A 12657-nucleotide genomic window follows, 5' to 3' on the forward strand; every position below is an offset into this window, starting at 1 on the left:
ACATGACCGCGCCTGTGCAGACTGCCGACGCGCCGGCTCCGGGCACGCCGGGCCGCCGGGACCGGGTCGGCGGCGGACTGCTCGACCCTCGCCAGTTGCTCCGGTCGTTGCCGGACGCGCTGCGCAAGCTCGACCCGCGCACCCTGTGGCGCAACCCGGTGATGCTGATCGTGGAGATCGGCGCGCTGTTCACCACTGTGCTCGCGGTCGCCGACCCGTCGGTCTTCGCGGTCGCGATCACCGTCTGGCTCTGGCTGACCGTGATCTTCGCGAACCTGGCCGAGGCGGTCGCCGAGGGACGCGGCAAGGCGCAGGCTGACACGCTGCGCCGGGCCAAGCAGGACACCATCGCCACCCGCCTGGTCGGCTGGACGCCCGGTGCCGCCGCGAACGCGTACCGGGACGAGGCGGTGCCCGCCCCGCAACTGCGGCAGGGTGACGTCGTCCTGGTCGAGGCCGGGCAGGTCATCCCCGGTGACGGCGACGTGGTGGAGGGAATCGCCAGCGTCGACGAGTCGGCGATCACCGGCGAGTCCGCCCCGGTGATCCGGGAGTCCGGCGGCGACCGCAGCGCGGTCACCGGCGGCACCCGGGTCCTCTCCGACCGGATCGTCGTCCGGATCACCCAGAAGCCGGGCGAGAGCTTCATCGAGCGGATGATCGCGCTGGTCGAGGGCGCCAACCGGCAGAAGACGCCGAACGAGATCGCGTTGAACATCCTGCTGGCCGCGCTGACGATCATCTTCCTGCTCGCCGTCGTCACGCTCCAGCCCATGGCGATCTTCGCCAAGGGTTACCAGGCCGCCGCGCCCGACACCGCGGCGATCACCGACTCCGGCGTCACCGGCGTCGTCCTCGTGTCCCTGCTGGTCTGTCTCATCCCGACCACGATCGGCGCGCTGCTGTCCGCGATCGGCATCGCCGGCATGGACCGGCTCGTGCAGCGCAACGTGCTGGCGATGAGCGGCCGGGCGGTCGAGGCGGCGGGCGACGTCAACACGCTGCTGCTGGACAAGACCGGCACGATCACGCTCGGCAACCGGCAGGCCGCCGAGTTCCTGCCGGTGACCGGCGTGGACGCGGCCACGCTCGCCGACGCGGCGCAGCTGTCCAGCCTGGCCGACGAGACCCCCGAGGGCCGCTCGGTGGTGGTGCTCGCGAAGAACGAGTACGGGCTGCGCGAGCGCGAGCCCGGTCTCATCCCGCACGCCACGTTCGTGCCGTTCACCGCGCAGACCCGGATGAGCGGCGTCGACCTCGACGCCGACGGGGGCGTCCGGCACGTCCGCAAGGGCGCGGCCGCCGCGGTGATGAAGTGGGTACGCGACAACGGCGGCCACCCGACCGAACAGGTCGGTGAACTGGTCGACGGGATCAGCGGCACCGGCGGCACGCCGCTCGTGGTGGCCGAGCACGTGGCCGGGGAACCGGCCCGGGCGCTCGGCGTCATCCACCTCAAGGACGTGGTGAAGGCCGGGATGCGGGAGCGCTTCGACGAGATGCGCCGGATGGGCATCCGCACCGTGATGATCACCGGTGACAACCCGCGTACCGCGAAGGCCATCGCCGACGAGGCGGGCGTGGACGACTTCCTCGCCGAGGCCACGCCGGAGGACAAGCTCGCGCTGATCAAGAAGGAGCAGGAGGGCGGCCGGCTCGTCGCCATGACCGGCGACGGCACCAACGACGCGCCCGCGCTGGCCCAGGCGGACGTCGGCGTCGCCATGAACACCGGCACGTCGGCCGCGAAGGAGGCCGGCAACATGGTCGACCTCGACTCCGACCCGACCAAGCTGATCGAGATCGTGGAGATCGGCAAGCAGTTGCTGATCACCCGGGGTGCGCTGACGACGTTCAGCATCGCCAACGACATCGCGAAGTACTTCGCGATCATCCCGGCCATGTTCGCCGGCATCTACCCGTCGCTGGACCGGCTCAACATCATGCGCCTGGCCAGCCCAGAGTCGGCGATCCTCTCCGCCGTCGTCTTCAACGCGATGGTCATCGTGGCGTTGATCCCGCTGGCCCTGCGCGGCGTGCGCTACCGCCCGGCCAGCGCCTCGACGCTGCTGCGCCGCAACCTGTGGCTCTACGGCCTCGGCGGCATCGTGGTGCCGTTCGTCGGCATCAAGCTCATCGACCTGCTCGTCCAGTTCGTCCCGGGGATCTCGTGATGCGCCTTCCCAGTTGGCTCTCCCAGCACCTGGCCGCCCTGCGCGCGGTGCTCGTCTTCACCGTGCTGCTCGGCCTGGTCTACCCGCTCGCCCTGGTCGCCGTCGGTCGGCTCCCAGGCCTCGACGGCAGGGCGGACGGTTCACTGCTCACCGTCGGCGGCCGGACCGTCGGCAGCTCGCTGATCGGCCAGTCGTTCACCGACGCGGACGGCAACCCGGTCCCGCGCTACTTCCAGTCCCGCCCGTCGGCCGCCGGGGACGGCTACGACCCGACCGCCACCGCGGCGGGCAACCTCGGCCCGGAGAGCGTGGTGGACACGCTCACCGGCGATGAGGAGACCTCCGCGCAGAGCCTGCTCACCCAGGTCTGCGCCCGCAGCAAGGCGGTCGGGGAACTCGACGGCGTGGACGGGCGGCGCCCGTACTGCACGCCGGACGGGGTGGGCGCGGTGCTCGCCGTGTTCCGCGCCGACGGCCTCACCGGCCGGGTCACCCGCGTGGTGAGCGTCAACCAGGCCGCGCCCGCGACGCCGTTCGTCGCCACCTGGCAGGGCGTGCCGGTGGAGGCGGCCCAGCCCGGCCACGACTACGTGGCCGAGGGCGGCATCGTCACCCCGGTACGCGGGGACGCCCCGGCCCGCCCGGCCGTGCCGGCCGACGCGGTCACCGCCAGCGGCAGCGGCCTCGACCCGCACATCTCCCCGGCGTACGCCCGGATCCAGGTGGCCCGGGTGGCGCGGGAGCGCGGCGCGGACCCGGCGGCGGTACGGCGGCTGGTCGCCGAGCACACCACCGGCCGGGCGCTGGGCTTCATGGGCGAGCCCGGTGTGAACGTGCTGGAACTCAACCTGGCGCTGGACGAGGCGTTCCCGGCGCGCTGACGGAAGTGTTAAGAAGGGCCCCCTTCACCTCGCGAGGCGTTAACAGGGGGCCCTTCCTTGCACTCGGGGAGGATGGGGGCGTGGGCAGGGGTGAACTGCGGATCTATCTCGGTGCCGCTCCGGGCGTCGGGAAGACGTACGCCGTGCTCGAAGAGGCCCAGCGCCGGGCCGAGCGCGGCACCGACGTGGTGATCGGCCTGGTCGAGACGCACGGCCGCCGGCACACCGCCGAGATGATCGGCGACCTGGAGGTGGTGCCGCGCCGGTCGATGACGTACCGGGGTGTCGAGTTCACCGAGATGGACCTGGACGCGGTGCTGGCCCGGCGGCCCGAGGTCGTCGTGGTGGACGAACTGGCGCACACGAACGTGCCCGGCTCCCGCCACGAGAAGCGCTGGCAGGACGTGCAGGAGCTGCTCGACGCCGGGATCAGCGTGCTCTCCACTGTCAACGTGCAGCACCTGGAGTCGCTGAACGACGTGGTCGCGCAGATCACCGGCACCACCCAGCGGGAGACCGTGCCGGACCAGGTGGTCCGGGCCGCCGAGCAGGTCGAGCTGGTGGACATGACGCCGGAGGCGCTGCGCCGCCGGATGGCGCACGGCAACATCTACCGGCCCGACAAGATCGACGCCGCGCTCGGCAACTACTTTCGGGTCGGCAACCTCACCGCGCTGCGCGAACTGGCGCTGCTCTGGCTGGCCGACAAGGTCGACGAGCAGCTCGACGCGTACCGCGCCCAGCAGGGCATCTCCGACACCTGGGAGGCGCGGGAACGGGTGGTGGTCGCGCTGACCGGCGGCCCCGAGGGCGATACGCTGATCCGCCGGGCGGCCCGGATCGCCGCCCGCAGCAAGGGCGCCGACCTGCTCGCCGTGCACGTGGCCCGCAGCGACGGGCTCGCCGGCGCCGACCCGGCCCAGCTCGCTCGGCAGCGAGTGCTGGTGGAGAGCCTCGGCGGCACGTACCACCAGGTGCTCGGCACCGACATCCCGGCGTCGCTGCTGGACTTCGCCCGGGGCGTCAACGCCACCCAGCTCGTGCTCGGCGCGAGCCGCCGGGGCCGGTTCGCGCAGGTGTTTTCCCGGGGCGTCGGGGTGACCACCACCGCGCTGTCCGGCCCGATCGACGTGCACCTGGTCACCCACCCGGAGGCGGGGCGCGGGCGCCGGGGCACGTCGGTGCCCGCCGCGCTGTCCCGACGCCGGCGACTGATCGGGTACGCGCTCGCGGTGCTCGGCATGCCGCTGCTCACGCTCGTGCTGCGGACGCTGCCCGACCTCACCCTGACGAACGACATCCTGCTGTTCCTCGCCGGTGTGGTGGGCGTGGCGCTGGTCGGCGGGCTGTGGCCCGCGCTGGTCGCCGCGCTCGGCGGTTCGCTGCTGCTCAACTGGTTCTTCACCCCGCCGTACCGGACGCTCACCATCGCCGAGGCGGACAACCTGCTCGCCCTGGGCGTGTTCGTCGGCGTCGCCATCGCGGTGAGCTGGGTGGTCGACGTGGCGGCCCGGCGTACCCGGGAGGCGGCCCGGGCCTCCGCCGACGCGCAGACCCTGGCCACCGTGGCGGGCAGCGTGCTGCGCGGCGAGCGGCCGCTGCCCGCGCTGCTGGACCGGCTGCGGGAGACGTTCGGGCTGCGCGCGGTGAGCGTGCTGGAGCTGACCGACGAGGCCGGCGGACGCCCGGCGCGCGCCCGGGGGGCGGACGCCTGGCGGGTGGTGGCGAGCGTCGGCGAGCGGCCGCCCGGCAGCCCGGGCGCGGGCGAGACGGTGGTGCCGGTCGACGACCGGCTCAGCGTGGTGCTCGCCGGCCGGCGGCTGGAGGCGGCCGACCGGCGGGTGGTCGAGGCGTTCGCCGCGCAGGCCGCCGTCGCGCTGCGCCAGGAACGGCTGGCCGAGGAGGCCGCCACCGCCCGCCCGCTCGCCGCCGCCGACCGGATGCGGACCGCGCTGCTCGCGGCGGTCAGCCACGATCTGCGTACGCCGCTGGCGTCGGCCAAGGCGGCGGTGAGCAGCCTGCGCAGCCACGACGTCGAGTTCGACGCGGACGACCGGGAGGAACTGCTCGCCACCGCCGACGAGTCGCTGGACCGGCTGGGCCGGCTGGTGGCGAACCTGCTCGACATGAGCCGGTTGCAGGCCGGCGCGCTGGGCGTGAGCGCCACAGCGATCGGGCTGGAGGACGCCGTACCCCTGGCGCTTGACGAGCTGGGCCCGGCGGCGGCCGAGGTGACCACCGACATCCCGGCCGACCTGCCGGCGGCGCTCGCCGACCCGGGCCTGCTGGAGCGGGTGCTGGTCAACATCGTGGCGAACGCACTGCGGCACAGCCCGCCCGGCCGGCCGCCGGCGATCACCGGCAGCGCGCACGCCGGACAGGTCGAGCTGCGGGTGATCGACACCGGCCCGGGCATCCCGGAGGACCAGTGGGAGCACGTCTTCCTGCCGTTCCAGCGCCTCGGCGACCGGGACAACCAGACCGGGGTGGGCCTGGGGCTGGCGCTGTCCCGGGGACTCGCCGAGGCGATGGGTGGCAGCATCACCCCGGAGACCACGCCCGGTGGCGGTCTCACCATGGTGCTGCGGCTGCCGGCCGCCACCCAGCCGGAGGAGCCGCAGGAATGACCCGGATCCTGGTCGTCGACGACGAGCCGCAGATCCTGCGCGCGCTGCGGATCAACCTGCGCGCCCGGGGCTACGACGTCGAGGTGGCGGACAGCGGCGCCGCCGCGCTCAAGGCCGCCGCCGGGCACCCGCCGGACCTGGTGGTGCTCGACCTCGGCCTGCCCGACCTGGACGGCACCGACGTCATCCGGGGCCTGCGCGGCTGGACCGCCGTGCCGATCATCGTGCTGTCCGGACGGGCCGGCAGCGAGGACAAGGTGGCCGCGCTCGACGCGGGCGCCGACGACTACGTGACCAAGCCGTTCGGGGTGGACGAGCTGCTGGCCCGCATCCGCGCGGTGACCCGGCGGCTCGCCCCGGCCACGCCCGCCGTGCCCGCGCTGCGGATCGGCCGCAACACCGTCGACCTGGCCGACCGGACCGTCACCCGGGACGACGGCGTCGAGGTCAAGCTCACCCCCACCCAGTGGGCCATGCTGGAGAAGCTGCTGCGCAACCCGGGCAAGCTGGTCAGCCAGCGCCAGTTGCTGCACGACGTGTGGGGGCCGGAGTACCACCACGAGACGAACTACCTGCGGCAGTACATGGCCCAGTTGCGCCGCAAGCTGGAGGACGACCCGGCCCGGCCCCGCCACCTGATCACCGAACCGGGCATGGGCTACCGCTACCGCCCCTGACGTTTGCGCGAGCGCGGGCGGGGGACTCGGCGACCCGGCCGAGCAGCGGGGGAGGGGCATGGCGGACAACCGGTCCTCGGAGGGGTTCGGCCGCCGCCTGGACGAGCACGCCATCGACGCGGGCGCGGCCGAGCCGGAGCGACCCGACGGGCTGGTCGACAGCGGCGTCTACGTCGGCGGCGTACGCCGGGCGTCGCCGGTCACCCTCGCCGACACGTTCCGCTGCCTGCAACACCTCGACGACGCGATGGCCTGGATCGGGCTGCGCCGCCCGGGCCGGGAGGAGGTCGCCTCGCTCGCCGCCGAGTTCCACCTCCCCGACCTGGCCGTCGAGGACGCGATCAACGCCCACCAGCGCCCCAAGCTGGAACGCTACGGCGACACCCTGTTCGTGGTGCTGCGCGCCGCCCGCTACCTGGACGCCCGGGAGGCGGTCGAGTTCGCCGAGCTGCACCTGTTCCTCGGTCCCGGTTTCGTGATCACCGTGCGGCACGGCGGCACGCCGGACCTGGCCGGGGTACGGCGGCGGCTGGAGGCCGAACCCGAGGTGCTCGCGCTCGGCCCGGAGGCGGTGCTCTACGCCGTGCTCGACCGGGTGGTGGACGGCTACGCGCCGGTGGTGGCCGGGCTGGAGAACGACATCGACGAGATCGAGACCGAGGTGTTCGGCGGCGACCCGAACGCCAGCCGCCGCATCTACGAGCTGAGCCGCGAGGTGATCCAGTTCCAGCGGGCCGCCCGGCCGCTGCTGAAGGTGGTCGACGCGCTCACGCACGGCTTCGACAGGTACGGCACGGACGAGGAACTACGCCGCCGGCTGCGCGACGTGGCCGACCACCTGACCCAGGTGGTGGAGCGGGTGGACGGGTTCCGGCACCTGCTCCAGAACATCCTCACAGTCAACGCCACACTGGTGTCGCAGGCGCAGAACGAGGAGATGCGCAGCCTGACCGCTGCCAGCTTCGAGCAGAACGAGGAGATCAAACGGGTCTCCGCGTGGGCGGCCATCCTGTTCGCACCCACCCTGATCGGCACCGTCTACGGGATGAACTTCACCCACATGCCGGAGCTGGACTGGCGGTACGGCTACCTGTTCGCGGTCACCCTGATGCTCGCCGTCTGCGGCGCGCTCTACCTGCTGTTCAAACGCCGCGGCTGGCTGTGATCCGGGCCCTGCGCACCTCGGCCCGGGCCGCCCGCCCGTGGTGATCCACTAGAGTGTCCGGGTGGCTACCCCCCGTTGCTCGCGCGTGGTCCGGCTCCGGCGCCCCGGAGGGGAACGCTGATCGGGGACACGGTTCCGGCACCGCGCGGCGGGCGCCGGACCAGTGACGGAAAGCGCGGGCTGGCCGGCCACTGTGCACGGATCGTCGCGTCCCGGCCGTTCGAGGTGGCCATCGTGGTGCTCATCATGGCCAACGGCGTGGTGCTGGGCATCGAGACGTACCCGAACCTCGGGGCCGCCGGGCCGGTGCTGCGGTGGACGGAGTGGATGTTCCGGGCGGTCTTCGTCGTGGAGATCACCATCCGGGTGCTCGCGTACGGCCGCCGCCCGCAGGACTTCTTCCGGCACGGCTGGAACGTCTTCGACCTGCTGGTGACAGCAGCCATATTCGTCCCGGGCCTGCACGGCGACTCGGCTGTGCTGCGGTTCATCCGGGTCGCCCGGGTGCTGCGCCTCGTGCGCTTCTCACCCGGCCTGCGGACCATCGTCGCGGCGCTGTGGCGCAGCCTCCCAGGCGTCGCGGGTTTCCTCGCGCTCGCCGCCGTCACGCTCTACGTGTACGGCATGGCGGGCTGGCTGATCTTCGGCGACCGCTACCCCGAGCAGTACGGCGACATCGGCCGCTCGCTCGTCACGCTGTTCGTGCTGCTGTCCCTGGAGACGCTGCCGGATCTGCTGGAACAGGGCCTGGAGGTGTCGCCGTGGACGCTGCTCTACTACGTCAGCTTCGTGATGATCGCGGTCAACCTCCTGCTGAACATCCTCATCGCCGTCATCGTCAACTCGATGGAGGAGGCGCGCCGGCTGGAGATGACCGAAGGGCTGGCCTCCGACTACGACTCCGACGGGGACGGGATACCGGACGAGGTGGACCGGATCGCGATCAGCCAGCGACTGGACGACCTGCGGATGGTGATCGCCGAGTTGGAGCGGGAACTGCGCATCGACCGGGAGGAGCCGCCCGGCGCGCCGCGCCGCCGCCAGCCCTCGGACCACTGATCAGGGACGGTCATGACAGTTCCGTGACGAACGCGGCTCCCGGGTTTGGCCGGCTGGTTGATCGGGGCAACCAGCCAGACGCCAACACATCTGAGGGAAGGGACGCCTCTCGTGGAGATCACGGGCTTCTTCACCGCGCTCATCATCGGCCTCGTCATCGGCGCGCTCGGGCGCCTTGTGGTGCCGGGCAAGCAGAACATCCCGATCTGGCTGACCCTGCTCATCGGTGTGGTCGCCGCGTTCATCGGCACGCTGGTGGCCGGCGCGTTCGGCGTCGACGACACCCCCGGCATCGACTGGATCGAGCTGTTGCTCCAGGTCGGCTTCGCCGCCATCGGCGTCGCCGTCTTCGCCGGCCTCTACGGCCGCCGCCGCATCTGAGAACCGAAGGAAGGGCCCCTTCTTAACGCCTCGTGCATAAGAAGGGGCCCTTCCTAACGCCTACTCCCGCCAGCCGGTCAGCTCGACGCCCTTCGCCAGCTCCACCCGGAAGCCCAGGGCGATCTCGCCGCTCTCACCCGGCGCCAGCGACAGCCGCCAGGTCAGCTCGCCCAGCTCCGTACGCTCGGCCGGCGGCGGCGTCAGCACCGTCTCGCGTACCACCACTGACTCGTCGCGGGACACCGGTAGCTGATCCCGCAGCTCCACAGTGGCCGACCGGGGCGTGTGGTTCGCCACAGTGATGCGGTACTCCACCTCCCGTCGCCGCGTCGACCCGAGCGTGGCCTTGCTCTCGGTGCGCCGGGACAGCTTCCGCTCCACCCGCAGCCGGTCGTCCACCCCGAGCGCCAGCTCGGTCTCCTCGCCCGGTGCCCACGTCTTCAGCCGCGTCGCCGCCACGAAATCAGCGCCGTGGAAGACCGACGCCGGGCCGGGCAGCAGCGTGTGGTCCGACGTGTTGCGGACCGTGGCCCGCAGGTGCGCCTCGGCGGCGCGCACCGGCACGCTCACGTGGTCCAGCCGGGCCGGCAGCTCCAGCACCGCGATCGTCACCCGGTGCGCGCTGCCGTCCGCCGGCACCGCCACCGGACGCGCGGGCCGGTAGGTAGCAGCCGTCACGCCCTGCTCCACCTCGGCGACGCTCTCCCGCACCGCCGGCGCTGCGGCCCGCGCCGCGCGGGGACGGCCCGCCGCCGGCGCCGCGCCGGGCGCCGGGGGCGGCACCACGCCGCCGAACGACGCGGCCGACACGGCCATCGGCGGCTGCCGCCGGAACCGGTCGAGATACCAGGGCGACAATTCGGGTACGCCGCTCGCCGCCGCCGGGCGGGCCGTGGAGAGCTGGAGTTCGCACTCCGGCCAGTCCTCCCCGGTGCCCTGGCTGACCAGCCCGAACCAGGTGACAGTCATGGTGTCCTCGACCAGCCGCAGGTCGTAGGAGGGGGTCCAGCGGGCGCCGTCCACCAGGTACGTCAGCTCCAGCTCCACCTCGGTCTCGTCGGCCTCCACCGAGACGGACACCTCGGCGGCCAGCCGGTCCGGCTCCCGCTTGCCGCGCGCCGCGTCCAGTTCCCGGTCGACGGCGGCCAGTTCCTCGGCCAGCTCGATGCGCCGCCGGGCCAGCCCGCGCCGCCGGGCCCGCGACTCGGCGAGCTGACCGGCCACCGAGTCGGTGAAGGCCGCGACGTCGGCCGGGGCCGCGTCGCCCGCGGCCAGCGCCCGGGCGTACGTGCCACCCGCGCGCTCGGCAAGCCGGGTGAGGAACTCGCCGCGCTGGTCCTCGATCGCGTCGGTGTCACCGACCTCGGCCAGCTCGTCGGCCAGGTCGCGCCGCCGCTGTTCCAGCTCGATGACCTGGGCGTCGGTGCTGCGGGCCTGCCGCCACGCGGCCACGTCCACCCCGAGCACCGTCACCGCGCCCCGACCACCCACCCGGATCGAGTCGCGGCGCAGGCCCAGCGGGAGTGGGGCGACGCGTACCCGGTGGTCGCCGGCGGCCAGCCGGACGCGGCCGCGGCGGGTGACCCGGGCGCGGTCCGGGTAGACGGTCACGCCGACGACAGGCGCATCGATCTCCAGAGTGTCCACGGCGGCGAGGGTAGTTCAGCCGCGCCCGCGACGGCGCTACCGCAGATGGAGCCGTTGGTCGACGGTGACAGCGGCCAGGTCGCGCGGCCTGCTCGTACCGGGTGCCCGCCCGAGCGGTGCGGATCCCCGCTCCGGTGCGGCGGACCGGCACCGAGGTGTCGTCCACCACTTCCCGGGAAGACCGCTGAGCCGGCGCTTGCCCACGGGAGGCGGCAGCGCCCGACTTCTGGCACGGTGTCGGGTAGCGAGGTGCGCGGTTGAGGGGGGAGTGGTGGAGTTCTCGGCGACGAGCAGGCGGGGGCGTGTCGGCACGGTGATCGAAGTCGCCGGCGACCTGGACATGAGCACCACCCCGCAGCTGCGCGACCGGCTGTACGAGCTGACGGAGGCCGGCGCCCGGGTCGTCGTCGTCGATCTGGCCGGGGTCGGGTTCATGGACTCCAGCGGCCTGGGCGCGCTCGTGGTCGGCTACAAGAGCCTGCGGGAGCGGGACGGCTGGCTCGGCCTGGCCGGCGTCCGTGCGTCAGTGCGCCGGGTCTTCTCGATCACCTCGGTGGACCGGGTGATCCCGCTGTTCGACACGGTGGCGGCGGCGGAGGACGCGTCACCGCTGGTGCCGTGAGCGCTCCTCACCGGATCGACCGCTCGCGCGGGCGAGGTCGGCGCCGGCGGTGCTGCGCCGGGGCCCGTGGTCGCCGTACCAGTCGATGACGAGCAGTGTGGCGTCGTCGGCCAGCGCCGGCCCGGCGATCTCCAGCACCGCGTCGGACAGCGCCCGGACCGCCTCACGGGGATGCAGGTGGGAGAGGCGGAGCAGGGCGGCGGGCAGGTCGAGGTCGGCGGCGTTGCGGTCGCGCATGCCGTCGGTGACCACCACCAGCCGGTCGCCGGGTAGCAGTGGCAGCTCCCCGCTGCGGTAGCTCTCGCCGGGGAACATCCCGAACGGGAAGTTGCCCGGCAGGTCCACCGGTACGACCCGGCCGTCCCGGACCAGCATCGGTGGGACGTGCCCGGCGTTCACCAGTTCGCAGCGTCCCGTGGTCAGGTCGATGCGGCCCAGCACGGCGGTGACGTACGCGCCGCGTACGTTCGCGTTCTCCGCGACGGCCCGGTTGGCCTCCTCGGCCTGGGCGACCAGGCCGGCGCCACGGCGGCGGCTGTTGCGCAGGCTGCCCACGCCGAGGGTGGCGGTGAGCGCGCTCGCCACGCCGTGGCCCATCGCGTCGGTGACGCTGAGGTGCAGCAGGTCCCGGGCCAGGCTGTAGTCGAAGGTGTCGCCGCCGACGCTCGCGGCGGGTTCCAGCCAGCCGGAGAGGGCGAAGGCGCCGGCCTCGCAGGTGAACGAGGCGGGCAGCAGGCGACGCTGGATCTCGGCGGAGAGGCTGAACGGGGTGGTGCGCTGTCCCCACTCGAACAGGTCGGTGTGCCTGCGGTTGGCGATGACCACGAACGCCAGCGCGTGCGCGGTACGGGCGACCCAGTTCACCACGTCGCCGTCCGGGTCGTCGGGCAGTTCGATCTCCAGCAGGCCGATCGCCTCACCGCGGTCGGTGACCGGCGCCAGTACGGTCCAGGCGCCGTCGCCGGGGACGACCACCGGGGCCTGCTGACGGAGCGCCTGCTCGTAGGGCCCGCCGTCAAAGGGGAGGACCTCGGCGTCCTCCTCGCCGTGACGCCGGCCGGTACCGCCGCCGGCCGGCTGGTGCGTCAGCCGGACCAGCGCACGGCCGCTGAGGTCGGCGATCAGCAGCGAGACGCCGCGCGCGTTCAGCGCCGTGGCGATGACGCCGGTGACGGCCTCGACCGCCTGCACCGGGGCGGCGTCCTCGGCCGACTGCAACATCCCGGCCAGCACCGCCTGCTCGCTGTCCTTCACCACCCGAGCATATTCAGCGCGCCGGACGTCCGCCTGGCGAGCGACACCGGGGGCGGCGGGTCGCCGTCATCGACCAGAGGTTATTGCATATAGTTGGCAACTACCGAATAGTGGCGGTAGTGGGCGCTCCGGCACGCGATGATCGATCCTCGCCGGAGCGCCCGCCCGCT

Annotated in this window: 10 protein-coding genes; 8 read left to right on the forward strand and 2 right to left on the reverse strand. The window is 73.2% G+C overall.

Translation table 11 applies throughout. The features are described 5' to 3' along the window. Window positions 1-2: 2 nt before the first annotated feature. The 7 genes from kdpB to ML5_RS04025 all read left to right on the forward strand — a co-directional run bounded on the left by kdpB (window position 3) and on the right by ML5_RS04025 (window position 8964). Window positions 3-2174 (forward strand): potassium-transporting ATPase subunit KdpB, encoded by a 2172-nt coding sequence (gene kdpB / locus ML5_RS03995; RefSeq protein WP_013473795.1) that lies wholly within the window; start codon window positions 3-5, stop codon window positions 2172-2174. Continuing rightward, window positions 2174-3055 (forward strand): potassium-transporting ATPase subunit C, encoded by an 882-nt coding sequence (locus ML5_RS04000; RefSeq protein ID WP_013473796.1) that lies wholly within the window; start codon window positions 2174-2176, stop codon window positions 3053-3055. The genes kdpB and ML5_RS04000 overlap by 1 nt, the downstream gene beginning before the upstream one ends. An 80-nt stretch (window positions 3056-3135) precedes the next feature. Beyond that, window positions 3136-5682, forward strand: a complete 2547-nt coding sequence (locus ML5_RS04005; protein ID WP_013473797.1) for a DUF4118 domain-containing protein — start codon at window positions 3136-3138, stop codon at window positions 5680-5682. Continuing rightward, complete coding sequence (locus tag ML5_RS04010; RefSeq protein ID WP_013473798.1) at window positions 5679-6359, forward strand: response regulator; 681 nt, start codon at window positions 5679-5681, stop codon at window positions 6357-6359. Before ML5_RS04005 ends, ML5_RS04010 begins: the two co-directional genes overlap by 4 nt. Window positions 6360-6417: 58 nt before the next feature. Beyond that, a complete protein-coding gene (locus tag ML5_RS04015) occupies window positions 6418-7524 on the forward strand; it encodes a magnesium and cobalt transport protein CorA (RefSeq protein WP_013473799.1) in 1107 nt (368 codons plus the stop codon). Window positions 7525-7599: 75 nt separating this feature from the next. Then, on the forward strand, window positions 7600-8583 hold the full coding sequence (locus ML5_RS04020) for an ion transporter (RefSeq protein WP_013473800.1): 984 nt from the start codon (window positions 7600-7602) through the stop codon (window positions 8581-8583). A 111-nt stretch (window positions 8584-8694) separates the two neighbouring features. Continuing rightward, complete coding sequence (locus ML5_RS04025) at window positions 8695-8964, forward strand: GlsB/YeaQ/YmgE family stress response membrane protein (protein ID WP_013473801.1); 270 nt, start codon at window positions 8695-8697, stop codon at window positions 8962-8964. 60 nt (window positions 8965-9024) lie between these two features. On the opposite strand, the gene ML5_RS04030 is transcribed toward ML5_RS04025, so the two are convergent. Continuing rightward, window positions 9025-10611 carry a mucoidy inhibitor MuiA family protein gene (locus ML5_RS04030; RefSeq protein WP_013473802.1) on the reverse strand — a complete coding sequence of 529 codons (1587 nt, stop codon included), beginning with the start codon at window positions 10609-10611 and terminating at the stop codon, window positions 9025-9027. A 271-nt stretch (window positions 10612-10882) separates the two neighbouring features. On the opposite strand from ML5_RS04030, the gene ML5_RS04035 reads away from it, so the two are divergent. Then, a complete protein-coding gene (locus ML5_RS04035) occupies window positions 10883-11233 on the forward strand; it encodes an STAS domain-containing protein (protein WP_255348693.1) in 351 nt (116 codons plus the stop codon). Here ML5_RS04035 and ML5_RS04040 read toward each other — a convergent pair. After that, complete coding sequence (locus tag ML5_RS04040; protein ID WP_049800134.1) at window positions 11216-12487, reverse strand: PP2C family protein-serine/threonine phosphatase; 1272 nt, start codon at window positions 12485-12487, stop codon at window positions 11216-11218. The two genes, ML5_RS04035 and ML5_RS04040, sit on opposite strands and share 18 nt — an antisense overlap. Between the last annotated feature and the right edge of the window lie 170 nt (window positions 12488-12657).

Source organism: Micromonospora sp. L5 (genome assembly GCF_000177655.2).
In the GTDB taxonomy this organism is placed as follows: Bacteria; Actinomycetota; Actinomycetes; order Mycobacteriales; family Micromonosporaceae; genus Micromonospora; species Micromonospora aurantiaca.